The following is a 22,361-nucleotide window of genomic DNA, read 5'->3' as shown; positions in this document are numbered from 1 at the left end:
CAGAAAAACCCCGAGCACATTGTGTTCGGGGTTTTTTGTTGGGCGCAAGGAAATAAATAGGGCTTGATAAGTGCTATGATGCGCCCCAATTAATGAGGCAGCCGTCACCGTTTGTGATGGTCGGAATTGAGGTGAAGTGGTGAGTGAAATAGTACCCACATCGTGGCTGGTTTACTGCCGTCCAGGGTTTGAAAATGATGCGCTGGCAGAGATGCAGTATCATGCAGCACTCCATGATATTAGTTGTGAGGCGTCTACCGGCGAAGGGTGGGTAAGCTTAACGCGCGTCGATGGTGAAGCGGTGAATGACCTGCATCGTCAGGCAGCGTTTAAAAAGCTGATTTTCGCACGTCAAAGCCTCGCTGCTTTGCCTGCACTTAGCCTCTCCCGTGACGATCGCCTTACGGCGATTTTGCAGCAAGTCAAAGCCAGTCACTGGAATTTTGAAGAAATTTGGCATGAAACGCCGGATACCAACGACGGTAAAGCCCTGGCAGGGCTGATTAAAGCGCTTACCAAGCCGCTAGAAAGTATGCTTAAAAAGCGGGGTGCACTCAGGCGTAAGGCAGGAGCGCGGCGCTTACATATTTTCTGGACAGATGGTGATCAAGTACAGCTAGCGATGAGCTTTCCAGGCAATCGTAGTGACTTGATTAACGGTATTCGTCGACTGCGTTTCCCCTCTCGAGCACCCAGCCGCTCTACCTTGAAGTTGGAAGAGGCGTGGCACGAGTTTATCCCCAGGGAGGAGTGGGAGACACGCCTTGCGCCGCATATGCAGGCGGCAGATTTAGGGGCCGCCCCAGGCGGTTGGACGTGGCAGCTGGTGCAGCGAGGTATGTACGTTTATGCCATCGATAATGGCCCTATGGACCCACAGTTGATGAGTACAGGGCAGATAGATCATCTGAAGGAGGATGGTTTTACCTGGGAGCCGCCGCAGCGACTGGACTGGCTGGTTTGCGATATTGTTGATAAACCGGTGCGGGTATTGGCCATGGTTGAGCGGTGGCTGATTCGAAAATGGTGTCGAGAAGCCATTTTTAACCTTAAATTGCCGATGAAAAAGCGCTGGGACGAAGTCACTCGCTGCCTGGCGACATTGGAAGAATCGCTGGAAAAAGCCGGTGTCCCGGCTAACGTAACTTGCCGTCAGCTATACCATGATCGTGAAGAGGTAACGGTACATGTGCGGCTTAAAAATTGAAGTTTCGACAGTGAAAGATTAGCCATTGCAGGACTAATAGCTAGCCTGACTCGTAGATCCGCACGGTTTCGTCTTCGGTTAATAGCGGTAAAATACGTTGCATGACCATCGCGCGAGCTTCGCTGGAATGCCACTCTTTCCAGGCTCGAATGTCGCGCCATTTGGTGATCATCAGTCGGCGATCGGTATGGCCACGTTCCACAAGGGTTTCGCCACTTACGAAGCCCTTTACACCGAGGGAGGCATGCATTGCCTCTCGCGCTGCTTGCTCAAACTCTTCTTCAAGACCGGGCATGATTCGCCGTTCGATGATAACTTTAATCATACGTTCTACTTCCTACATCGAGGGTATTAATGGCTGATAATACGGGTACATTACCCAGCTTTGACGCGGTATTAGACACCACTGGGCTATATTGCCCAGAGCCGATTATGTTGATGCATAACAAAGTACGCGATATGACGTCGGGCCAAGTGCTTAAGGTGATCGCAACTGACCCTGCCACCACGCGTGATGTGCCCAAGTTTTGTCAGTTTTTAGGCCATGAGCTGCTTGAGCAAGACACTTCAGCGGCGGATAACTATCTGTACTTTATCCGTTTGGCTTAGTTCGTTTGAGTCCGTTAGCTGTGCATCGCGATGCATAGGCAAAGCTAAAATCGAACCGTTCGATTTTAGCTTCGCTGTACGTTCCAACGTGACACGCTTCAATCGCCTGCTACGACCATCATCGCTAATGCGTCCAGCGTAGCTGGGTCTTCTTCTAATATGCGATTGGCAATATGGCGTTGGAAAAAATACGCGGTTTGATGACGAGTGCGAGCGCCATAGAGGCATTTATCACTTAACAAGATAGGTGTCATTGTTGCCTTCTGTTCGTCGGCTAACAATGCGTCAACGCTGCCATCGCTGTAAAGACGCCACCCATAGATTGGTTTCATGTGCCAAGGGGCGTTCGGATGGGTCATGCACAGCGCGTGAGTGCCAAGCGTATCGGGAATTTGCTGAATGAGGGTGACTTCGCCGGATGCTTCGTAATCAAAGTACTCAGCTGCCGCGACTAGCTCATGGTATTTGTGGTCAGGCGGTGTATCGAAAATTTCGTCAGTCTCGGGGTCACGATAACCCACAAAATGGCCATTCTCCTGACTGTTTAAATCACCACAGGCTGCCAGTGTTTCCATCCACGGCACCAAACCAATGACATTACCGTCCTCTCTTAACCCCCAGGCTAAAATGGGCATGCCGTAGTACGTATCGGGACTTTCAGCGAGCTGATATACCATTTCTAGGCCATCTAGCTCGGGGGCTAAACGAACTAAGCACTTTTGCGCCTGCTGACGCTGACGCACAGTTTCCAGATCAATGACCTGGGCAGAGCGGGGTGACAGGGATGCGCCCATTGTGTCCCTCCTTGTGCTGCGTGGTCATGACATTGGCGAAGCAGACTCTTGGCTTGCCTCATTATTTACCGCTGTGTTTCACCAATAGCACAAGTTGCTCATAAGGTTAAGGGTTGTGCGAATTTTTATTGCTTCAACAAGTGGCAAAGCGCGTTCTTAGTGCCTCATGTTGGGTTTTTGCTTGTTGAAATTGGGCCCACGGGGCTTGTGGATTGTGGCGTGATAGCCAGCGCGTTTGATAGCGTTGGACCGCACGAGGCTTATCTACCGGCTGCGTATCAATTAAGCGGTTGATGGCCGTAAGCCATTGGTTGGCGGCCTCTGCTAAGCGCTCAAGCGATGCTGTATCCCATTGCTGTAAGCAGTGCGAGGATTCTTCACCTTGTTGGCGAAGCAGGCTATTGGCTTCGCCTAAGCGCTGATTGGCGAGTAATAGCATGCGTAAAACCTCGGCGGTTAATGGTCGCTCCTGCAGGGTTTTTAAATGGCTTTCGAGGGTTGAGGAGTCTTGCTGCCACGCGGGATCAAATTGGTGTTCGGTCATCTGCTGTAGGTAATCAATCGCCTCAAGGTGTTGAGGGACATCCGTTAAGCCTGGCTGCGTTAATGGCTGACTGGCGCGAGAAAAGCTCTGCTCCCATTCGCTGGAGTCAAAGATAGCGTTCCAGCTGACTGCGGGCAACTGGGCTGTTTTGGTGGCCGTCAAATACTCCAAGCGGTCTTTATTTTCATCGCTCAGTTGTTCGGGGATATCGCTATTCCAGCAACTGTTCAGACGTTGCCATAGCGTGCGTTCATACAGCCACTGCTGGCTGGGCGGAGCTACGCGGCCGAGCTGGTTATTGCGCGCTGCGACCAGCGAGGTGATTTGGCATTCGCGTAAGGCGTACACATTGAGAATGCTATCACGGGTTTCGGGTACCTCAATGAGCCTAGCTCGGCGTTCAGGGAAAGCGCCGATATTCTCGGGTTCCGCTTGTTCAATATTGCCCACCGACAGATCGTTAGTGAGCTGCTGATGGTAGGCCACCCAAGGCTGGTCCGCGCGGTCGTCGCCACCGCAGCCAAGGAGTAGGCTGATCATCACAACGAATGCAGCCGTGAGCTTTTTCCATCGCACCATATAACTACTCCTGAACACTAATACGCTGTAAACGCCAAGCGAGTAATAGAGCGGCGGTCGTCAGGCCGGCAATTAAGCCTATCCAGTAGCCATGCACCCCCAGTGGGTTGACCCAGTCACCCACGCCTCTTGACCCCAACCAGTGGCCGCCGCCCAAACCTACAATCCAGTAGGAGAGCACCGTGATTACCATCACGATGCGGGTATCCTTATAGCCGCGTAACGCGCCTGCCAAATTAACTTGCAACGCGTCAGACAATTGAAATAGGACAGCCAAGGCAATGATAGAAAGCGCCAGCGCCTGTACTTCAGCATTCGAGGTGTAAAGCGAAATCACCGGGGCGGCCGTTACCCACAGTAGGATACTGTTAATGGCGGCGACGATCACGCTAATCACAATACCATTCCAGGCGACTTTACGGGCGAGTGCCAAGCGCTGCTGGCCCAGGGTGTTACCCACTCGCACGGTCAGCGCCATGCTCAGCGACATGGGCAGCATAAACAGAATGGTGGTGAAACTGAGTGCTATTTGGTGGGCACCTACGGTGACTTCACCATAACTGGCGATAAAAAGCGCAATCAGGGTAAATAAGGTGACTTCGACAAAAATAGCCACGCCAATCGGGACACCCACGACGATTAGCTCACGAATCCCCATCCATTGAGGAGCGGTAAGACGTTGCCAAATAGCCACGCTTTTGTAAGTACGCCCCCGGCGTGTGTAGTAGGCCATTGCCAAGGCCATCGTCCACATAGAAAGCGCCGTTGCAATACCACAGCCAAGTGCCCCTAAGGTCGGTAATTGTTGCAGGCTGCTGGGGATCCATGAACCGAAGAGTTCAACTAAGCCGTCGCCGCCGTAGATCAATACGTAGTTGGCAGGAATATTGACGGCCAAGCCTACCAAGCTGATCCATAGCGCCGGGCGGGTATGGTTCATGCCATCCGAGAAAGCCCTCAGTGCCTGAAACAGCGCAATCCCCGGCATGCCAAAAGCGGCGGCAGAAAGGTAGGCCGCTGACTCTTTTGCGACGGCTTGCGGCACGTTCATTACTTCAAATATCGGCATGACGGCTAACCACAGCAGCAATGCTGCAATAACGCCAAGCGCTAAAGCGACCCAAAGCGCTTGATGGACAGCAGGCCGTATGGCCGCGTGACGTTGGCCCCCCAGCAAATGCGCAACGATGGGGGTAAGTCCCATTAAGGTACCGGTCATAAACAGCATCAGTGGCATCCATAAGCTGGAGCCTACCGAAACTGCCGCGAGCGAGGTGGCGTCGTGTCGGCCAGTCATCATCACGTCGACAACGCTCATCCCCGCTTGAGCCAGCTGTGCCCCGCAAATTGGCAGCGCCAAGTGCATTAATGTCCGAGTTTCAGGCCAGTAAACTGATTTAACCTGTTGAATAAAAAAGCCCAATTGATGGCTCCTAATGGGTGACATAGTGTTCAAAGTGGCTATATTAGCAGCCCCAGTAACGCCTTTGCGTGTCGTCGTTAGCTTGCCGCCGCGGGGCAGGTATAATGCACCAAAACCCATGAACATTGAGGTTAATGTGAGTCATACGCAGGATCGGTGGACGCTTGACGATATTACCGCGCTTTTTGACGGCATTTTTGCACAGCGCTATCAAACCCGGTTGATTCGGGGGGGCGATGAGCCGCTCTATCGGCCGGCGACCAGTGAAATAGCCTACCACCAGGTCATTTTCGCGCGCGGCTATTATGCCAGTGCGTTGCACGAAATCAGCCATTGGTGTATCGCTGGGGAACGCCGTCGGCAACTGGAAGATTATGGTTATTGGTACTCGCCGGATGGTCGTGATGCTGAACAGCAAGTCGCTTTTGAGAACGCCGAGATAGCGCCGCAGGCGCTGGAGTATCTATTTACCCAGGCGTGTGGTCGCGAGTTTCACGTTAGCGTCGACAACTTAGGCGGGGAGGTAGACGTAGATCGTGATGCCTTTGCAGCGCGGGTTGCCGCCCGCGCCCAACGCTACGTGCAAGAGGGCTTGCCAGCCCGAGCCAACGCCTTTCGTCAGGCCTTACGCGCATACTATCAGCAGGGACTAACGCTTGATGTCGCCATTGAACAAGGCCTTGGCAAGTTGTGACCTACGCTACTATGTTTAGGTTTCGTGTTGATAGTTATCATCACGACTTAAAGCACTAGACATAAGCTGGCGCTAGTTAGTCGCACTAAATGTTGTTTGATATCATCAATCAACGGGGATAATTGTGATGGAGGAGTTTTTCACCTCATGGAATGAAGCTGCCATGACCAGTATTGGTTTCTTTTGGATGGCACTTTGGGCATTTGTCTTAGGCTATATCATCAGCAGTCTTATTCAGGTGTTGGTGACCAAAGAACGCATGCAGAGGGTGATGGGAAAAGATGGCCCGCGCAGCGTCGCATTGGGCACCTTTTTTGGATTTATTTCCAGTTCCTGTAGTTTTGCTGCGCTAGCGACCACGCGCACTATCTTCCATAAAGGCGCGGGTTTGGCACCGGCAATGGCTTTCATGTTGGCTTCTACCAATTTGGTGATCGAGTTAGGCATGGTGATTGCTGTCTTCCTCGGCTGGCAGTTCGTTGTGGGTGAGTACGTGGGAGGTGTTTTATTGATTTTGATCACTTGGATGTTGATCAGAATTACCCGTCCGCGCCGTCTTGAAGCCCAAGCGCGCAGGAAGCTGGGGGAGCCGGATGAAGAGGGACAACAAGCAAATAAAACTTGGAAGGAGAAGGTCACCAGCCTCCAAGGGTGGAAGAATATTGGCCAGACATATGTCATGGAATGGCAAATGGTTTGGAAAGATGTACTGATAGGTTTTACGGTAGCGGGAATTATTTCTGCCTTTGTACCGGATGTTTTCTTTCAGACCCTGTTTGTTGGCTCAGGTGGCGAGAATAGTGCCAATCCCGGATTCCTGGCAGTACTGGCACAGACGATTGTAGGTCCCTTTGCCGCCTTTTTTACCTTTATTGGTTCCATGGGTAATATTCCGCTGGCGGCAGTTTTATTTGGGCAGGGGGTTACTTTCGCGGGGGTGATGGCTTTCATCTTTTCCGATCTCGTCGTGCTACCTGTTCTACGCATTAACGCTACTTACTACGGATGGCGTATGGCTCTGTATCTGTTGGGGCTCATGCTCATAGGTATTGTGACGGCCTCACTAATCATGCACTACACGTTGGCATTTATGGGGCTGTTGCCGGACTTCTCAAGCGTAACGGCGCCGAGTGATCGTGAATTCTTTAAAGTCAACTATCAGTTATTCCTTAACATCATTTTTGCCATCTTAACGGCTATCATGCTGTGGCTATGGCGGCTCTCTAAACAGGAACACCATGGGCATGCAAGTCATGACCATGGTGGTACATCAATGACTGATAAAGTGCTTAAAGTACTGGTGGGGGTCGCAGCGCTCTGGCTGTTTGGCGGGCTGGTGGTGCCATTGCTATAGAAGTAATTATGTATCTGTCTCGGGTGTAACAGGACTTCTGTTCAAGCACTTCAGCCTCCAAGTTGGATAAAACGGGTAAAGCGGACTCAGCGGTTACGGCATCGTTGTTACGGCATCGTTCTTTGCTTAGCCCTCTTCGGTCAGGCGCTGATGCATCGACAGCATCACTTCCAGCTCATGTTCGGGGCGCATCGGCTCCAGGCCTAGTTCGCTAAAGGTTTCGCGCCGTTGGCGGTGCCATTCACCAGCGCTAATGGAAGGATAAAGCTCGCAGGCGGGGGCTAGCTCCACGAAAGGATCGAGGCCGTAGGTGTCAAATAGCCGCGCCAGCGCTGCTTCTTCATTGTGATTGTCGCTGGTATACAGCGTGGCGGAGAAGTGATCGTTCTCAAGTTCGCGAATCACTTCAAGGGGGCTAACCCCCAGGCTCTCCAGCTCTTCCATGCTGTAGGCGCCCAAGGCATTGGTATCTTCTTTGATCCAGCTATCGTCGGGCTGAATCAATGTTTGCTTCACTCTGCCATCGGGCAGCGACCAAGCTATGGCTAGCGGTAGGCCATCATCTTCGCCTGTTTCAATGGCAATAAACCCTGGATAATCGTCCACGCTATGACTCCTCTAATAATGCCGTCGGAAGACGGAAAAAACGCTGGGCGGTTTGTGTTGTTGCGTTAGCTAGTTCAGTTTCGCTAATGCCACGCCACTGAGCAATTTCGCGCGTAATCCACGGCAGCAGAGCCGGCTCGTGTCGGCGGCCCTTTAATTTAGCTGGCAGGTTGCGCGGCAATAGGTAAGGGCAGTCGGTTTCTACCATCAAACGCTTTAGTGGAATATCGTTTACCAGAGAGCGTAAATGGTGGCCGCGTCGCTCATCGCAAATCCAGCCCGTTAACCCTATATGCAAGTCTAGGTCGAGATAACCAAACAGCGTATCGCGGTCGGCGGTAAAACAGTGCACTACCGTTTGGCTAATATCGTCCCGCCAGGTGTGCAATATTTCACGCATCCGTTGGCCGGCATCACGCTCATGCAAAAAAAGCGGTAAGCCGCTCTCCACCGCCTGGGCTAGTTGGGCTTCAAAGGCACGCTGCTGTTCCTGCGGCGTCGACAAGTTGCGATTGAAGTCCAAACCACATTCGCCCACGGCTACGACTTCTGGCATGGCATGTAGCGCCGCCATGGCGCGCTGAAGGTCGGCGTTCCAGTGACTGGCGTCGTGTGGGTGCACCCCGGCGGTGGCGTAGAGCCCTGGATACTGCTTGGCTAGTGCAACCGCCTGTTCGGCATGAGCGAGATCCGTGCCGGTCACGATCATTGTCGTCACCCGTGCCGCCTGCGCACGCTGGATAACCGCCTCAAGGTCGCGCCCGAAACTGTCATGGGTTAAGTTCGCGCCAATATCGACCAACGGAACGTCGGGGCGAAACTGTAACGCCTCGGGTAAAAAATCATCTGCGAAAGGCGTAGCCAAACGTCACTCTCCATTGAATTATCAAACCCTCATTGTAACGGTAAGCACTGACATCGACTAATGGTGAGTTGTGAGGGTCGAGTAGGTAAGTAATTTGTTCGCATTGCAAAGCATTGGTTTGATCGCTGTAGAACGAAGACATTGCCCTACAGATCAAGGGCTGCTAAAACATCTTTAACTCTAATAACAAACCCAACGGAGTATTTATGGCCTCAGTTACCCCGAAAACTTTGCCCGCCGCGGCTTCCTCGACAAATCCACCGCTAATGATTGGCGATTTGCTAGAGGCAGGTGTGCGTATGGCAGGCGACAATCAAATTGTCTACCGAGATCAACGCCGTCATGACTACGAGCGCTTTCGTGAACGGGTTCACCAGCTGGCCCACGTACTAACGTCTCAAGGGGTAAAAGCAGGCGATGTGGTGGCGGTGCTCGATTGGGATAGCCACCGCTATCTGGAATGTTTTTTTGCAATCCCGATGATCGGAGCAGTGCTGCATACCGTCAATGTGCGCCTAGCCCCTGAGCAGATCCTCTACACCATGGAACACGCCGAAGATGTCTTTGTGATCGTACACGAAGAATTTGTGCCTCTGCTTGAGCCGCTATCCGACAAATTAGCCCAAGTGCGTGGCTACCTGCTGTGTCAGGAAAATCCGCAGGCAGTCGACACCACTTTGCCGCTTGTCGGTGAATTTGAGGCGCTTCTCGGCCAGCAGCTCACCCAGTACGATTTTCCAAGCTTTGATGAAAACGCCGTCGCGACGCTATTCTATACTACCGGCACCACTGGTAACCCAAAAGGGGTTTTCTTTACCCACCGTCAACTGGTGCTACATACCTTGGGCGAGGCCAGTACTTTCCAGTCGCCCGGCTTTGAGTTGCTCAATCGCGACAAAGTCTATATGCCGATTACTCCTATGTTTCATGTGCATGCCTGGGGTGTGCCCTATACCGCCACACTGATGGGGGCTACCCAGGTCTATCCCGGTCGCTACGAGCCGGAAATGCTGGTTAAACTGTTGGTTAGCGAGAAAGTCGACTTTTCTCATTGCGTGCCCACCCTGCTCAATATGGTGGTAAGTGCTGAAGCCATCGCCTCAAGACAGGTCGATCTCTCCGGCTGGAAAGTGTTGGTGGGTGGCAGTGCGTTGACCCAATCGCTGGCGAGCAAGGCATGGAAACTGGGCATTGATACCCGCAGCGCTTATGGCATGTCGGAAACCTGCCCGCTACTCACTGCTGATATTCTACCCAAGGATATCGCCGACGCCGATTTTGACACTCAGCTGCCCTGGCGCTGTAAAGCGGGCTTGCCGATGCCTCTGGTTAAGCTTCAAGTAGTCGATGTGGGCGGCGAGCCATTACCCAATGATGGTGAAAGCGTTGGCGAAGTGCGTGTTCAGGCGCCCTGGTTGACTCAGGCCTACTACAAAGAAGATAAACGCAGTGCCGAGTTATGGCGCGATGGCTGGCTACATACCGGAGACGTGGGCTGTCTTGATGAACGCGGTTTTTTGACTATTAGTGACCGTATTAAAGATGTGATTAAGACCGGTGGCGAGTGGCTTTCGTCGTTAGAGCTGGAAAGCTATCTTAGTCAGTGCCCAGGCATCGCCGAAGTCGCGGTGATTGGGGTGGCGGATGATAAATGGGGCGAACGACCGGCGGCGTTAGCCGTGCCTTCGGACCTTAATAACCCCCCGACCACAGAATCCGTACAGGCATTTTTAGAGCGGTTTGTTATCGAGGGCAAACTCAACCGCTGGGCGATTCCCAGCCTTATCCGCTTTGTGGATGAGATTCCCAAGACCAGCGTGGGAAAACTGGATAAAAAACGTATTCGTACTGAAATTTAGTCGTTTGTTAGCCACCACCTGCCGTGCATGTTTTGGGGCCAGCGGTTGGTGATTTGTCTCTTCCTGCGTTGAAAGCACGGTTTCGGTTCCCCCTCCCGGCTCGCTCATGCGTTACACTGTGCGCCTTACGATTAAGGAGGACACCGCGTGACCCTGCTACGACTCGAACAGCTGCAACTCGCCTACGGCAACCATGTACTACTCAATCGCGCCGACCTGACGGTTGAAAAAGGCGAGCGGCTGGCGCTGGTTGGGCGTAACGGCACCGGCAAGTCCACCCTGCTGAAATTGGTGGCGGGGGAGATTCTGCCCGACGACGGCTCGATCTGGCGTGCGCCCGGCCTTGAAATTGGTGTGTTGGCCCAGGAATTACCTGAGTCATCGGGCCTGACCATCTTTGATATGGTGGCCCAAGGGTTGTCAGAGGCGGGGGCGCTGCTCTCCGAATACGATCATTTAGTTAACGACCCTGACCCCGATATGGATCGCATGGCGACCTTGCAAACGCGCTTGGAAGCTATCGATGGCTGGTCGTTCCACCAGCGTATCGACACCGTGCTAACGCGTTTAGGCTTACCGCCCGAGGCCGAGATGAGCTCGCTCTCGGGCGGTTGGCGTCGGCGTGTCGCCTTGGCCCGCGCCTTGGTCGCCGAGCCCGACCTGCTGCTGCTTGATGAGCCCACTAACCACTTGGACCTAGACACCATTGCCTGGTTGGAAGAGCAGCTGCTGGCGTTTAACGGCGCGGTGCTATTGATTACCCACGACCGGGCGTTTCTTTCCAAGCTGGCGACCAATATTCTTGAGCTAGACCGTGGCCAGCTGGGCCGCTACCCCGGCAAGTACGTTGAGTACCAAGCCCGCAAGCAGCACGAGCTGGAAGTGGAGGCGCGGGAGAACGCCGAGTTTGATAAAAAGCTCGCCCAAGAAGAAGTCTGGATTCGTCAAGGCGTCAAAGCCCGGCGCACCCGTAACGAAGGCCGGGTACGAGAGCTAGAAGCCATGCGTAACGAGCGCAGCCAGCGCCGCGAACGCCAGGGTAATGCCAACCTGACGGTTGACCGTGGTGAGCGCACCGGCAAGCGCGTTGTTGAGTTGCAAGGCGTGACCCAGCGGTTTGGCGATGAGGTGATACTGCGCGATATTAACCTTGAGGTACTGCGCGGCGATCGAATCGGTTTCTTGGGCCGCAACGGTGCGGGGAAGACAACGCTGCTGAAGATATTGCTGGGCGAGCTGGAACCCAGCGAAGGCAAGGTGCAGATGGGCACCAATCTCAAAGTGGCTTATTTTGACCAGCTACGCGCCGGGCTTGAGCTGGAAAAAACCGTCTATGACAACGTAGCTCAGGGCAGTGACCGCGTCAGCGTGGGCGGTAAAGATCGCCATGTGATGAGCTACCTGCAGGATTTCCTGTTTACACCTGAGCGGGTACGCCAACCGGTGAAAGCGCTTTCGGGGGGTGAGTCCAACCGCCTGCTGCTGGCCAAGCTGTTTACTCAGCCCGCCAATGTGCTGGTGCTCGATGAGCCGACCAACGACCTCGACATGGAAACCCTGGAGCTGCTTGAAGAGCTGCTGCTCGACTTCGACGGCACGCTGCTGTTGGTCTCCCACGACCGTACCTTTATGGATAACGTGGTGACCAGCATGTTGGCCTTTGAAGGCGATGGCGTTGTACGTGAATACGTGGGCGGCTATACCGACTGGATTCGTCAGGGTGGCAAGCTGCCCCCAGCGCCCTGGGAAGGGGCGGCGCGTCAGCGCACTGAACCCACCGTCGAAACGTCCAAGAAAGTCGCCGAAGCACCTGCCGCAGTGGCTAAAAAGAGCGTCAAGCTCTCGTATAATTTACAGCGAGAGCTGGATGCGTTGCCCGCGGAGATAGAGCGCCTGGAAAGTGAAGTAGAGGCCCTGGAGCGTGAGATTGGCGACCCGGCGTTTTATCAGCAGGACGCCGAGGCCGTGACGGCAAAGCTGCAAACGCTTGAGAAAGTGCAGAAGGCGTTAGAAGTCGCCATGGAGCGCTGGATGTCGCTTGAAGCGATGGCTGCTGGCGAATAAACGCAGTAACGTTAAAAGGCGCCAATGGGCGCCTTTTTTGTAAGCGGATAACGCTGTGGGTTACTCGTCGCTTTTTTCGCCGTTCTTACCGACACGTACCGCAAGAACGTCGCACTGGGCGCCGTGCAGCACGCCAGTAGAGGTTGAGCCCAGCAGCAGGGCGAAGCCGTGGCGGCCGTGGGACCCCACCACAATGAGATCCACGTTATGCTCTTCGGCAAAGCGATGGATTTCGGTATCGGGCATACCCACGACGACGTGTTGGTCGGCCTCAGAAACATGCGGGTCAGCAATTTCGGCCAGGCGTTTTTTGGCGTGTTCATCCAGCTGATCCTGGATGCTGGTCAAGTCCATGGGAATGTCGCCACCGTAGGCAAACCCCAGTGGCTCCAGGGTATGCATGATGGAGATTTTGGCTTGTTCGTTACGTTCAGCGATGGCAACGGCACGTTCCAGAATCTTGTGGGAATCTTTGGTTAGGTCAACGGCAACTAAAATGTGGTGATAGCTCATGGCGTATCTCCTTGGCAGTGGGTAACAAAGAAGTTCTTTGTACGATGACCTTTACTTTAGATGGAGTGACTTGTTTTAACAACGGATTAAGCCTTAACAACGACCTAGGTCATGGTTTTATCGGTTAGTTTATTGAGTGTGGCTTATATTGAGGGAAATGTAGAAATGGACTGGTTAATTATTGTCTTTATTCTGATGCTTGTCATTGCGCCGGTGATGTGGCTAAAACCAAGCCCACGGCAAAAGCGTCAGCAAACGCTTCGCGCCCATATCGCCGACAAGGGCGTCACGATCAAGCTGGAAAAGCCGCCGCTTCACTATTTTAGGGGCACGATGCCTGCGTATCGTTGGCACTATCCACAGGAAAGGCCCGGTCCGGATTTTCTGCTGGTTAGGGATAGCGATGCCAGTGACGCCTTGGCGCCTTACTATGCTGGCTGGCGTTGGCGGATTGCGCCCTTGCGCCCGCTACCAGAGGCGGCGACGGTGCCTTTAAAAACACTCCTGGAGCGCTTGCCTCAAGATGCGCTGGTGGTGCAGTCGAACCGTTATACGCTGACGCTATGGTGGTGGGAGTCACAAACCGCGCAGCGGTTTGCGACCTATTTGCCCGAGTTTCAGCAATTGCGCGATGCGCTACAGGGCCATGCTGATCGGCCTATCAACAAACCGCTCGACGTTGGCGCGCTGTCGGGAAGCCGAGCAATCAATGATCAGGAAGCGGGGTCATCTTGATCCCGCGCTTGAATCGCCAGCCCGTTGGATTCAATGACGGCTAGCCAATCGTTGAGTTGTTCCAGATTCTCCTCGCTTAACCCCGCGAACATCTCCTTGCGCGCCTGTTGAGCAACGCTGTCGATTTGCTCCAGTAACGGCATGGCAGCGGGCGTTAAATAGATCCGCTTGCTGCGGCGGTCATTATCGCAGGCGCGCCGTTCAACCAAGCCCTGTTCTTCTAGTTGGCCGAGTGTGCGCACTAGCGAAGGGGCCTCAACGCCGATGGCGCGGGCCAGATCGCACTGGGGGTGTCCTTCACCTAAACGCCATAGATGATAGAGCGTGACCCAACGCGTCTGCGTTAAGCCTAAGGGCGCCAGTCGCCGATCTAGAATGGAACGCCATAGGTGCGGCAAGCGTGCGATGCGAAAACCAATCGTTGAAGCCATAGTTAACGAGCTACCAATAAGTGTGAGTAGGCGAATTGTCATAAGCTGCGCCAATGAATGCAAGGCTCATAACCATTCAATCCGCCGGTTGAGCGTCATCATCAGTGCTACCTGGCACGAAACGCCCTAAATTCATGCCGCTTAGACCGCTGGCATGAATGTCGGCATTGGCCTGGGAAGCCTTCTCGGCGTCTTCTGACACTTCAAAGCGTATTAAACCCAATCGCTGGCCGCTGGCGGTCATGATATCGACTCGCCAATCACCCGAGGGGTCAGCAGGGAAATTTTGTTTATGACTCCAGGCGCGGTAACCCTGTTCGCGCCCGCCGTCAATATTTAGCGCCACCACGTCAAGGGCTTCCCCATTATGATGCCAAGCGTGGGTAATGGTTTCACTTAAACCTCGCGGCGCGCGGATCGCCGTGTAGACATAGAGGCCATTTTCGCTGATTGCCTGCGGGGTCAGTGTCATTGAGCCTTGGGGGAGGCGCTGTTCAACATCAAAGCCCGGGGATAGCGCACTGCCGGTCATCCATAGGCTAGCCGGCGGCACCCAAATACGTCCCACCCACGCGACGTAGGCAAGTACCAGCGTGAGCGCAAAGAAAGCGCACCAGCGTTTTATGGAGCTCTGCTTTAGCAGGTGCCAAAAACTGGGGAGGGCAACCAAAATCGTGATGCCCAGGGCCAGCAGTAGGCTCTGCCCAGTGGTGAGGTGCAGCATAATCGGCAACGTGACCAGCAAGACCAGAAAGACGCACTGGGCATGAAACACAAAGTAGAGGCTGCGCCAGCGTTCTGCGATTTTGAAATAGAACGGATCAATAATCGAGAGTAGCGCCATGCCCCCAACCAATAGAGCAAACAGCGTTTGTCCACTGTTCCAAACCGTGGTCACCCAAATAAACGGCAGGGTGAAGAAAAGCGTTTCCTGGTGAATCATCTGGGCTATAAAGGTTGCCACGCCGCGCGGTGGCGTGGGGTGCCCTCGCTTGGAGAGCCAGCGGCTGATTAAGCCTTCTGAAAGCAGTAATGCCCACGCAAAAAGCAAACCCAGCGCCAAGGCGGCGCCTAACCACTGCTGGCGATCGACTAGGAAGAAGCTAGCTAAACCTGCCGCGAACGCCATAGGCGGCCATAGCAAAGTCCAGGGTTTCAGCCGCTCAACAAGATTTTCGATGCCGTTCTGAACAATGGCAATCCGCGCTGGCGTGAGCAATGTGCTCATACAAGGTAACCTGCAAAATAAGAGGAAGCGCGATTCTAACAGGCTGTCAGGCTTAACGCTGATCTACTATCAATCCGTTTTATTCATCACGATTGGTTTAACCCGCACAGGCTGTGCAATATGAACGTAGACAGGGAAGGCCTGGTCTGAGCAAGTTAGTAGCTGAGCAAATTAGCATCTGAGTAAATTGGTAAATTAGCCAAAAGTCTGGGCTTGACGTTGTCATTCAACTCAACCAAGCTAATGTAATCAAACGACCGTATGAAAATCGTGTAAAAGTGTGGCGGGTTCTTTTTAGAGCCAGCCCGTAATGTGGAGAAAGCACGGATGATCTATCAAGGCAACGCCATCACGGTGACACGTCGTGACACCCCGAGTGGCAATGACATCGCAATGCTCACTTTCGATTTGAAAGATGAGTCCGTCAATAAACTCTCAAGCGCCGTGGTTGCAGAGCTAGGCGAGGCAGTGAAAGCCCTTCAAGCTGAAAATGGCTTACAGGGTCTAGTCATTGCCAGTGGTAAAGACGCGTTTATCGTCGGCGCCGATATCACCGAATTTCACACGCTATTCGATAAAGGTGAAGAGTACCTGGTTGAGATGAACCTCAAGGTACACGCTATTTTTAACGCCATCGAAGACCTGCCGTTCCCGACCGTCACGGCGATCAATGGGCTGGCACTCGGCGGCGGTTGCGAAGTGTTGCTGACCACCGATTTCCGGGTGATGAGTGAAAAAGCCAAGATCGGCCTGCCTGAAACCAAGCTTGGCCTTCTGCCCGGCTGGGGTGGTTGTGTCCGGTTACCACGAATCATCGGCGCTGATAACGCCATTGAGTGGATTGCCGGTGGCACCGAAAACCGTGCCGATGCAGCGCTAAAAATGGGTGCCGTCGACGCGGTGGTAACGGCGGAGCAGCTGGAAGACGCTGCGCTGGATATGCTCGACCGTGCCAATGCCGGTGAGCTGGATTACCAAGCGCGCCGCGCTGAAAAGACCAGCCCGCTGAAGCTCAACCCTATTGAGCAGATGATGGCGTTTGAAACCGCTAAAGGCTATGTGGCTGGCAAGGCCGGCCCGCACTACCCGGCGCCGATCGAAGCGATCAAAGTGATTCAAAAAGGCGCAGGCGAAGCGCGTGATCGTGCCCAGGCGATTGAAGCCAAAGCCTTCGCCAAGCTGGCGCTTAGCAGCGTGGCGTTTAATCTTGTTGGCTTGTTCCTGAATGACCAGGTAGTCAAGAAGAAAGCCAGCCAGTATGAAAAACAGGCGCAGCCTGTGAAGCAAACCGCTGTACTGGGCGCTGGCATCATGGGCGGTGGTATTGCCTACCAGAGTGCTTCCAAAGGCACCCCGATCCTGATGAAGGACATTAAGGATGAAGCGCTGGAACTAGGCTTGAAAGAAGCTCGTAAGCTGTTTGCCAAGCAGGTAGAACGCAACAAGCTGACCAACGAGCAGATGGCGGAGAAGCTGACCAATATTCGCCCCACGCTCTCCTACGGTGATTTCGGTAACGTCGATCTTGTCGTCGAAGCGGTGGTTGAAAACCCCAAGGTCAAAGACAACGTGCTATCCGAAGTCGAAGGCATGGTGGGTGAAAACACCATTTTGACCTCCAACACCTCGACGATTTCAATTAACCGCCTGGCGCAAAATCTAAAGCGGCCGGAAAATTTCTGCGGTATGCACTTCTTTAACCCCGTGCACCGTATGCCGCTGGTGGAAGTGATTCGTGGCGAAAAAACCTCTGACGCCGCCGTTGGCGCTACCGTGGCCTACGCGCGGGCAATGGGCAAAACGCCGATTGTGGTCAATGACTGCCCCGGTTTCTTGGTCAACCGGGTGCTGTTCCCCTATTTCGGTGGCTTTAGTTTACTGGTTGAGCAGGGCGCTGACTTCCAGCGCGTGGATAAAGTGATGGAAAAGTTTGGTTGGCCGATGGGTCCTGCCTACTTGCTGGATGTGGTCGGTTTGGATACGGCGGTTCATGCCAATGAGGTCATGGCTGAAGGCTTCCCAGACCGTATGGCGCGTGAGGGTAAAACTGCCATTCAGGTCATGTACGACAATGACCGCCTAGGCCAGAAGAACGACAAGGGCTTTTATGCCTACGAAGAAGATAAAAAAGGTAAGCCGAAGAAAGTTACTGACGAAGCGGCTTACGCCCTAGTGAAGGAAGTAGTCAAAGAGCAAAAAGAGTTCTCTGACGAAGATATTATCGCCCGCATGATGGTGCCGCTGTGCCTGGAAACCGTGCGCTGCCTGGAGGATGACATCGTGGCGACGCCTGCCGAAGCCGATATGGCGCTGATTTATGGTATTGGCTTCCCGCCGTTCCGCGGTGGCGCGCTGCGCTACATCGATGCAATGGGCGTTGCAGAGTTCGTGAAGCTGGCGGAAGGGCTTGCTGAAGAGCTGGGCCCGCTTTACGCACCTACCGACAAGCTGCGTCAAATGGCTCAAAACAACGCGCTTTTCTATTCCAGCAACAATTCCAGCGACAATTCCAGCGACAATTCAGCCACCCAGGCCTAACCACCACCCAAAGGAGAAATAAGATGAGTTTGAATCCGAGAGATATTGTGGTGGTTGACGGTGTCCGTACCGCCATGGCGAAAGCCAAGAACGGTGCGTTTCGCAACGTTCGCGCTGAAAACCTGTCTGCCGCGGTGATGCAGGCGCTATTTGCCCGTAATCCTAATCTAGACCCGTCCGAAGTGGACGATGTGATCTGGGGTTGCGTCAACCAGACGCTAGAGCAGTCGATGAACATTGCCCGTAACGCGGCGATTATGACCGGCATTCCCCGCTCTGTGCCGGCCCAAACGGTCAACCGCTTGTGTGGTTCTTCAATGACCGCGCTGCATATCGCCGCGGCCAATATTAAAGCCGGTATGGGCGACTTCTTTATCATCGGCGGCGTTGAACACATGGAGCACGTCCCCATGGCTCACGGCGTTGACGTTAACCCGGCGGCCAGCAAGTACGCGGCGAAAGCGGCGATGATGATGGGCCTAACTGCCGAACTGCTGGGCAAAATGCACGGCGTTTCGCGGGAAGAGCAGGATAAGTTTGGCGTGCGCTCCCACCAGCGCGCCCAGGCGGCCATGGAGAAAGGCTACTTTGACAATGAAGTTATCGGTGTTGAAGGCCACGACCAGCGCGGCTTTAGGTTTATGGTGCAGCGCGACGAAGTGATCCGTGAGGATGCGAGCCTCGAGTCGATGGCCAATTTGAAGCCGGTATTTGATCCGCGTAACGGTACCGTGACTGCGGGTACCTCCTCGGCGCTTTCCGTGGGCGCCTCGGCAATGGCGGTGATGAGCTATGAGCGCGCTCAAGCGCTGGGCTTAGAGCCTATTGCAAGGGTGCTTTCGACCGGCGTGGCGGGTTGCGATGCCTCAATCATGGGCTATGGCCCGGTGCCCGCGTCCAAGAAGGCGCTGAAAATCGCCGGTCTTTCCGCGGCGGATATTCAAACCGTTGAGCTTAACGAAGCCTTCGCCGCTCAGGGCATCCCGGTGCTGAAAGATCTTGGTTTCCTGGAGGCGATGGACGACAAGGTCAATCTTCACGGCGGCGCCATTGCCCTGGGCCACCCGCTAGGTTGTTCCGGCTCGCGTATTTGCACCACGCTGCTCAACGTGATGCAGCAGCGCGATACCACCCTGGGCCTTGCCACCATGTGTATCGGCATGGGGCAGGGCGTTGCGACGGTATTTGAGCGGCTTAAATAACCACCGCGCTCTTTATTGCGACAAGACGGCACTAGAAAACGGCACCCTGCGAGGTGCCGTTCTCGCTTATACAGCTTCTTAAAGTATGCCGTTATCCAGCCCCGCGGCTAGATAAAGCCCCAGTTCTTCCACCTGATCAATAAAGGCGTCCTGCCACTCACCACGCAAAATCAGTGGCGGCTGAGCCCATCGCCAGCGTAAGCCGGTAACGATGCTTTCCACCGCTCGCTGGGTGCCCGTCCCATCGTGGCCCGCGCGAATATACAGCGCGCAAGGCAGTCCCTGCTGCTCTTCAAGAACGGCGTAGTAGCTGCGATCAAAAAAATCCTTGAGTGCGCCGCTCATATAGCCGAGGTTTTCCGTGGTGCCGAGTAGAAGGGCGTCGCAGGCTAGAACATCGTCTGGGCCTGCGTCCAAGGGCGCTTTCACCACACAGTTCACTTGGTCGAGATCAGGATGGCAAGCGCCACGGTAGGCTGCCTCTCGTAAAAGGCGCGTATTGGCGGAAGGGGCATGGGCAATCACTAATAGCTGTTTCATGCAGGGCGTCTCAACTAAAATATGGCGTCGATCTATTGGCTTGCGTCAGGTGCCGAAAATGCCACACTGATTAAATAATCTTGTCTAGAGAGCCTATATGCCGAGTCAAAGCGCTATCAATGTCTTTTATGATGCAGAGTGCCCGCTGTGTCGCAAAGAGCGGCGCCGCTATGAACGCTGGGCGGGCAAAAACGTTGGTGATATCGCCTGGCTTGACGTCACCGAGCACCAGCAGATGCTGCGCGCCAAAGGGGTTGAACCAGAAGTGGCGCTGCGCTCCCTGCATGTCGAAACCGCCAACGGCCAGCTCATTGAAGGTATCGATGCTTACCGTTTATTAATGGCGCGCATACCCGTACTGGTGCCGATCGCCTGGATCATTGGTCTGCCGGGCATTAAAACAGGATTGCGCAAGCTTTATGATGTTTGGGTTAAGCGCCGCTTGCAGGAACAGGGCCGGTGGCCCACTTAAAGCCAAGCAATGACACATCAGATAAACCAAGGAGATAGAGATGGCATTTGCACTTTCATCAATGCAGGTTACCAGCCCGGCGTTTGCTAACCATGAAGCGATTCCTTCCCAACACACCGGGGAAGGTGACGATGTATCGCCAGCGCTGGCTTGGCAGGAGGCGCCTGAGGGAACCAAAGGGTTTGCCCTCATCTGCCATGACCCGGATGCGCCGTTGGTTAAAGGGGGAAGCTACGGTTTTGTACACTGGGTACTCTACAACTTACCGGGCGATATTCAGGAATTAACTGAAAAGACGGCGCTGGGTGCCGCTGGGATGAACGACAGTGGCAATATTGGCTATGCGGGCCCAATGCCGCCAGAAGGGCATGGCAAGCATCTTTACTACTTCTGGGTGCTGGCGCTGGATCATCAAACGTCGCTACCTGAAGGCTTGACGCTGACTGAGCTATTGCAAGAAGTAGAGCCTAATCTGCTCGGCATGAACCGCCTGGTGGGGACCTATCAGCGCGGCTAATATTATCATGCTGGACATTTTGGCTAACCCGTGTAGGCTCCATCGCTTTCTTAGTTCTTGCTAGCCCTTTGTATTAGTTTTTTGTATGAGCCCTGCGATGGAGCCTTCTGATGAGTGATCTACCTAATTGTCCTGCCTGTGCCTCGGAGTTTAGCTACGACGATGGGCTTCAATACGTGTGCCCAGAGTGTGGTCACGAGTGGTCAAAAGTGGCAGAGGACGCGGGGGCTGATGACACGGCAGGCGTGCGCGATGCCAACGGCAATAAGCTGGTCGACGGCGATAGCGTTACGGTGATCAAGGATTTAAAGGTTAAAGGTAGTTCGTTGGTGGTGAAAGTAGGCACCAAAGTGAAAAGCATTCGTCTAGTGGACGGCGATCACGATATCGACTGCAAAATTGACGGTATCGGCCCGATGAAGCTTAAATCCGAGTTTGTTAAGAAAGCGTAACGCTAACCATATAAAAAACCAGAAATAGATAGCCAAAAAAATAGCCCCCTGGCGTTAGTCAGGGGGTTATTTTTGTATCGGCTATCACGCTTGTTACGCCGTGGTATTAATTTGTGTTCCGACGCTGCCACTGGTAGCTAACTGGGAATCCATTGAAACGCTTTCCATCAGTGCAGCAATCTGCGATGCACTGCCATCTAACGCTTGTTTAAAAACGCTGAGTTGGGCCTGTTGGCTTACCTGTACCTGCTGCATCGCCATCGATGCACTTACCATGTTATTTACGGCTGAATCCATGTTGTCACCCTCGAATAGCTTTAGCCATCCGCAACGATGGCATCAAATACTCAACTGAAATTACCAGACGTCCCTACCAAGTGCAAAGCCCTCTTCTGGAAAAGGTTAGGCGATAGCTTTTCTGAATGATAATGATTGTTGTTTTTGATGCGATTAGCGTCGAACGTGCCGATATTATGCGTAAATTGCTATCCATTTTGCTCAAGGGCTTCACATCAAATTTATACAGGACTAAAATGGTCCTCAATTCAGCTGCGGCGGTTCAAAAAGCCGCATAAAGAAAACGCTCAAGGGGAGTCGACATGCTCAAGCTTTCTCGGCTGACAGACTATGCCGCGGTAGTGATGGCGCAAATTGCCCGTCACTCCCAAGCGTCGCATGCAGCGGCTGATCTGGCTGACGCCGTGCAGTTGCCACACCCCACTGTGAGTAAGACGCTTAAAATGCTGGTGCGCGCAGGGCTGTTGGTTTCTCAGCGCGGCGTTCAAGGCGGTTATCGGCTTGCGCGCCCAGCGTCGCAAATTACCGCCGCCGACATTATTGCGGCGATTGAAGGCCCCGTCGCCATGACCGAGTGTAGTCAAGCAGAAGGTGATTGTGAGCTGGTAGCGACCTGCAGCGTGGCCGACAACTGGCAACGGGTTTCATTGGCAATGCGCACCCTGCTTGAGAGCGTGACGCTCGCGCACCTTGCGGATACCGCGCCGATTAAATTGCCGGTGCAAATGCCGATTCAAACGATCAGCCTGTCGACAGCGACTGCCTAACAGCGCCGCCGTAGAAGCAGGCCTTATTAATTATTAAAGGCGATGACCTCGCCACCCAACTGCCCGGAGGG

24 protein-coding genes are annotated in these 22,361 nt (G+C 53.9%); 13 read left to right on the top strand and 11 right to left on the bottom strand.

From position 1 onward, the window contains the following. The first annotated feature begins 136 nt into the window (after positions 1–136). Positions 137–1,207, top strand: a complete 1,071-nt coding sequence (gene rlmM, locus HVA01_RS13465) for a 23S rRNA (cytidine(2498)-2'-O)-methyltransferase RlmM (RefSeq protein ID WP_170243517.1) — start codon at positions 137–139, stop codon at positions 1,205–1,207. 40 nt (positions 1,208–1,247) lie between these two features. Here rlmM and HVA01_RS13460 read toward each other — a convergent pair whose 3' ends face one another. Then, positions 1,248–1,532: an antibiotic biosynthesis monooxygenase family protein gene (locus tag HVA01_RS13460; RefSeq protein ID WP_146875923.1), complete on the bottom strand. Its 285-nt coding sequence runs from the start codon at positions 1,530–1,532 to the stop codon at positions 1,248–1,250. Positions 1,533–1,561: 29 nt separating this feature from the next. On the opposite strand from HVA01_RS13460, the gene tusA reads away from it, so the two are divergent. Beyond that, a complete protein-coding gene (gene tusA, locus HVA01_RS13455) occupies positions 1,562–1,816 on the top strand; it encodes a sulfurtransferase TusA (protein ID WP_146875922.1) in 255 nt (84 codons plus the stop codon). A gap of 98 nt (positions 1,817–1,914) precedes the next feature. Here tusA and HVA01_RS13450 read toward each other — a convergent pair whose 3' ends face one another. The 3 genes from HVA01_RS13450 to HVA01_RS13440 all read right to left on the bottom strand — a co-directional run bounded on the left by HVA01_RS13450 (position 1,915) and on the right by HVA01_RS13440 (position 5,156). Next, positions 1,915–2,610 carry a hypothetical protein gene (locus HVA01_RS13450; protein ID WP_146875921.1) on the bottom strand — a complete coding sequence of 232 codons (696 nt, stop codon included), beginning with the start codon at positions 2,608–2,610 and terminating at the stop codon, positions 1,915–1,917. A 133-nt stretch (positions 2,611–2,743) separates the two neighbouring features. Continuing rightward, entirely contained in the window at positions 2,744–3,733 is a 990-nt protein-coding gene (locus tag HVA01_RS13445) for a DUF3080 family protein (protein ID WP_146875920.1), read from the bottom strand. A 4-nt stretch (positions 3,734–3,737) separates the two neighbouring features. Further along, positions 3,738–5,156 (bottom strand): MATE family efflux transporter, encoded by a 1,419-nt coding sequence (locus tag HVA01_RS13440; RefSeq protein ID WP_146875919.1) that lies wholly within the window; start codon positions 5,154–5,156, stop codon positions 3,738–3,740. 118 nt (positions 5,157–5,274) lie between these two features. Between HVA01_RS13440 and HVA01_RS13435 the strand changes: the two genes are divergently transcribed. Together HVA01_RS13435 and HVA01_RS13430 are read left to right on the top strand one after the other, a co-directional pair. Then, the gene (locus HVA01_RS13435; protein WP_146875918.1) at positions 5,275–5,850 is read left to right on the top strand and encodes an elongation factor P hydroxylase; all 576 of its coding nucleotides are present in this window, start codon (positions 5,275–5,277) and stop codon (positions 5,848–5,850) included. A 127-nt stretch (positions 5,851–5,977) separates the two neighbouring features. Beyond that, a complete protein-coding gene (locus HVA01_RS13430) occupies positions 5,978–7,204 on the top strand; it encodes a permease (RefSeq protein WP_146875917.1) in 1,227 nt (408 codons plus the stop codon). A 126-nt stretch (positions 7,205–7,330) separates the two neighbouring features. On the opposite strand, the gene HVA01_RS13425 is transcribed toward HVA01_RS13430, so the two are convergent. Both HVA01_RS13425 and HVA01_RS13420 read right to left on the bottom strand, forming a co-directional pair. Further along, positions 7,331–7,810, bottom strand: a complete 480-nt coding sequence (locus HVA01_RS13425; protein WP_146875916.1) for a hypothetical protein — start codon at positions 7,808–7,810, stop codon at positions 7,331–7,333. A 1-nt stretch (position 7,811) separates the two neighbouring features. Next, on the bottom strand, positions 7,812–8,675 hold the full coding sequence (locus tag HVA01_RS13420) for a TatD family hydrolase (protein WP_146875915.1): 864 nt from the start codon (positions 8,673–8,675) through the stop codon (positions 7,812–7,814). Between the two features lie 206 nt (positions 8,676–8,881). Between HVA01_RS13420 and HVA01_RS13415 the strand changes: the two genes are divergently transcribed. Continuing rightward, positions 8,882–10,534, top strand: a complete 1,653-nt coding sequence (locus HVA01_RS13415) for a fatty acid--CoA ligase (protein WP_146875914.1) — start codon at positions 8,882–8,884, stop codon at positions 10,532–10,534. Positions 10,535–10,681: 147 nt separating this feature from the next. After that, positions 10,682–12,598, top strand: coding sequence for an ATP-binding cassette domain-containing protein (locus HVA01_RS13410; protein ID WP_146875913.1), 1,917 nt, complete (start codon positions 10,682–10,684; stop codon positions 12,596–12,598). A 60-nt stretch (positions 12,599–12,658) separates the two neighbouring features. Here the strand turns inward: HVA01_RS13410 and HVA01_RS13405 are convergent, their stop codons facing one another. Continuing rightward, a complete protein-coding gene (locus tag HVA01_RS13405; RefSeq protein WP_146875912.1) occupies positions 12,659–13,111 on the bottom strand; it encodes a universal stress protein in 453 nt (150 codons plus the stop codon). Positions 13,112–13,276: 165 nt separating this feature from the next. Here HVA01_RS13405 and HVA01_RS13400 point away from each other — a divergent pair, with 165 nt between their 5' ends. After that, on the top strand, positions 13,277–13,846 hold the full coding sequence (locus tag HVA01_RS13400; protein ID WP_146875911.1) for a preprotein translocase subunit YajC: 570 nt from the start codon (positions 13,277–13,279) through the stop codon (positions 13,844–13,846). On the opposite strand, the gene slyA is transcribed toward HVA01_RS13400, so the two are convergent. Both slyA and HVA01_RS13390 read right to left on the bottom strand, forming a co-directional pair. Further along, positions 13,825–14,277, bottom strand: a complete 453-nt coding sequence (gene slyA, locus HVA01_RS13395; protein ID WP_146875910.1) for a transcriptional regulator SlyA — start codon at positions 14,275–14,277, stop codon at positions 13,825–13,827. The two genes, HVA01_RS13400 and slyA, sit on opposite strands and share 22 nt — an antisense overlap. Positions 14,278–14,353: 76 nt before the next feature. Beyond that, complete coding sequence (locus tag HVA01_RS13390; RefSeq protein WP_146875909.1) at positions 14,354–15,505, bottom strand: DUF5924 family protein; 1,152 nt, start codon at positions 15,503–15,505, stop codon at positions 14,354–14,356. A 327-nt stretch (positions 15,506–15,832) separates the two neighbouring features. Between HVA01_RS13390 and fadB the strand changes: the two genes are divergently transcribed. Next, positions 15,833–18,043 (top strand): fatty acid oxidation complex subunit alpha FadB, encoded by a 2,211-nt coding sequence (fadB, locus tag HVA01_RS13385; protein WP_146875908.1) that lies wholly within the window; start codon positions 15,833–15,835, stop codon positions 18,041–18,043. A gap of 23 nt (positions 18,044–18,066) precedes the next feature. After that, on the top strand, positions 18,067–19,245 hold the full coding sequence (fadA, locus tag HVA01_RS13380) for an acetyl-CoA C-acyltransferase FadA (protein WP_146875907.1): 1,179 nt from the start codon (positions 18,067–18,069) through the stop codon (positions 19,243–19,245). Positions 19,246–19,323: 78 nt separating this feature from the next. Here the strand turns inward: fadA and HVA01_RS13375 are convergent, their stop codons facing one another. Continuing rightward, positions 19,324–19,785 carry a flavodoxin family protein gene (locus HVA01_RS13375; RefSeq protein WP_146875906.1) on the bottom strand — a complete coding sequence of 154 codons (462 nt, stop codon included), beginning with the start codon at positions 19,783–19,785 and terminating at the stop codon, positions 19,324–19,326. Positions 19,786–19,882: 97 nt separating this feature from the next. Between HVA01_RS13375 and HVA01_RS13370 the strand changes: the two genes are divergently transcribed. From HVA01_RS13370 to HVA01_RS13360, 3 genes are all read left to right on the top strand, one after another. After that, positions 19,883–20,257, top strand: coding sequence for a thiol-disulfide oxidoreductase DCC family protein (locus HVA01_RS13370; RefSeq protein ID WP_146875905.1), 375 nt, complete (start codon positions 19,883–19,885; stop codon positions 20,255–20,257). A 40-nt stretch (positions 20,258–20,297) separates the two neighbouring features. Further along, positions 20,298–20,774, top strand: coding sequence for a YbhB/YbcL family Raf kinase inhibitor-like protein (locus HVA01_RS13365; protein ID WP_146875904.1), 477 nt, complete (start codon positions 20,298–20,300; stop codon positions 20,772–20,774). 110 nt (positions 20,775–20,884) lie between these two features. Beyond that, positions 20,885–21,226, top strand: a complete 342-nt coding sequence (locus HVA01_RS13360) for a zinc ribbon domain-containing protein YjdM (protein ID WP_146875903.1) — start codon at positions 20,885–20,887, stop codon at positions 21,224–21,226. Between the two features lie 93 nt (positions 21,227–21,319). Here the strand turns inward: HVA01_RS13360 and HVA01_RS13355 are convergent, their stop codons facing one another. Beyond that, positions 21,320–21,523 carry a putative motility protein gene (locus HVA01_RS13355; RefSeq protein ID WP_146875902.1) on the bottom strand — a complete coding sequence of 68 codons (204 nt, stop codon included), beginning with the start codon at positions 21,521–21,523 and terminating at the stop codon, positions 21,320–21,322. Positions 21,524–21,825: 302 nt separating this feature from the next. Here HVA01_RS13355 and HVA01_RS13350 point away from each other — a divergent pair, with 302 nt between their 5' ends. Then, positions 21,826–22,290 (top strand): SUF system Fe-S cluster assembly regulator, encoded by a 465-nt coding sequence (locus HVA01_RS13350; protein WP_146875901.1) that lies wholly within the window; start codon positions 21,826–21,828, stop codon positions 22,288–22,290. The last annotated feature ends 71 nt before the right edge of the window (positions 22,291–22,361 follow it).

The organism is Halovibrio variabilis, from assembly GCF_007991175.1.
Taxonomy (GTDB): Bacteria; Pseudomonadota; Gammaproteobacteria; order Pseudomonadales; family Halomonadaceae; genus Vreelandella; species Vreelandella variabilis.
The sequence above is the reverse complement of the archived record's forward strand: the minus strand, read 5'-3'. Positions and strand labels throughout refer to the sequence as shown.

Bases quoted from the DNA above. Each gene is read 5' to 3' on its own strand.
- HVA01_RS13405 (WP_146875912.1), bottom strand. From the start codon at position 13,111: ATGAGCTATCACCACATTTTAGTTGCCGTTGACCTAACCAAAGATTCC.
- HVA01_RS13365 (WP_146875904.1), top strand. From the start codon at position 20,298: ATGGCATTTGCACTTTCATCAATGCAGGTTACCAGCCCGGCGTTTGCT.
- slyA (WP_146875910.1), bottom strand. From the start codon at position 14,277: ATGGCTTCAACGATTGGTTTTCGCATCGCACGCTTGCCGCACCTATGG.
- HVA01_RS13460 (WP_146875923.1), bottom strand. From the start codon at position 1,532: ATGATTAAAGTTATCATCGAACGGCGAATCATGCCCGGTCTTGAAGAA.
- tusA (WP_146875922.1), top strand. From the start codon at position 1,562: ATGGCTGATAATACGGGTACATTACCCAGCTTTGACGCGGTATTAGAC.
- HVA01_RS13370 (WP_146875905.1), top strand. From the start codon at position 19,883: ATGCCGAGTCAAAGCGCTATCAATGTCTTTTATGATGCAGAGTGCCCG.
- HVA01_RS13430 (WP_146875917.1), top strand. From the start codon at position 5,978: ATGGAGGAGTTTTTCACCTCATGGAATGAAGCTGCCATGACCAGTATT.
- fadA (WP_146875907.1), top strand. From the start codon at position 18,067: ATGAGTTTGAATCCGAGAGATATTGTGGTGGTTGACGGTGTCCGTACC.
- HVA01_RS13375 (WP_146875906.1), bottom strand. From the start codon at position 19,785: ATGAAACAGCTATTAGTGATTGCCCATGCCCCTTCCGCCAATACGCGC.
- fadB (WP_146875908.1), top strand. From the start codon at position 15,833: ATGATCTATCAAGGCAACGCCATCACGGTGACACGTCGTGACACCCCG.
- HVA01_RS13435 (WP_146875918.1), top strand. From the start codon at position 5,275: ATGAACATTGAGGTTAATGTGAGTCATACGCAGGATCGGTGGACGCTT.
- HVA01_RS13445 (WP_146875920.1), bottom strand. From the start codon at position 3,733: ATGGTGCGATGGAAAAAGCTCACGGCTGCATTCGTTGTGATGATCAGC.
- HVA01_RS13350 (WP_146875901.1), top strand. From the start codon at position 21,826: ATGCTCAAGCTTTCTCGGCTGACAGACTATGCCGCGGTAGTGATGGCG.
- HVA01_RS13450 (WP_146875921.1), bottom strand. From the start codon at position 2,610: ATGGGCGCATCCCTGTCACCCCGCTCTGCCCAGGTCATTGATCTGGAA.
- HVA01_RS13360 (WP_146875903.1), top strand. From the start codon at position 20,885: ATGAGTGATCTACCTAATTGTCCTGCCTGTGCCTCGGAGTTTAGCTAC.
- HVA01_RS13400 (WP_146875911.1), top strand. From the start codon at position 13,277: ATGGACTGGTTAATTATTGTCTTTATTCTGATGCTTGTCATTGCGCCG.
- HVA01_RS13390 (WP_146875909.1), bottom strand. From the start codon at position 15,505: ATGAGCACATTGCTCACGCCAGCGCGGATTGCCATTGTTCAGAACGGC.
- HVA01_RS13415 (WP_146875914.1), top strand. From the start codon at position 8,882: ATGGCCTCAGTTACCCCGAAAACTTTGCCCGCCGCGGCTTCCTCGACA.
- HVA01_RS13355 (WP_146875902.1), bottom strand. From the start codon at position 21,523: ATGGATTCAGCCGTAAATAACATGGTAAGTGCATCGATGGCGATGCAG.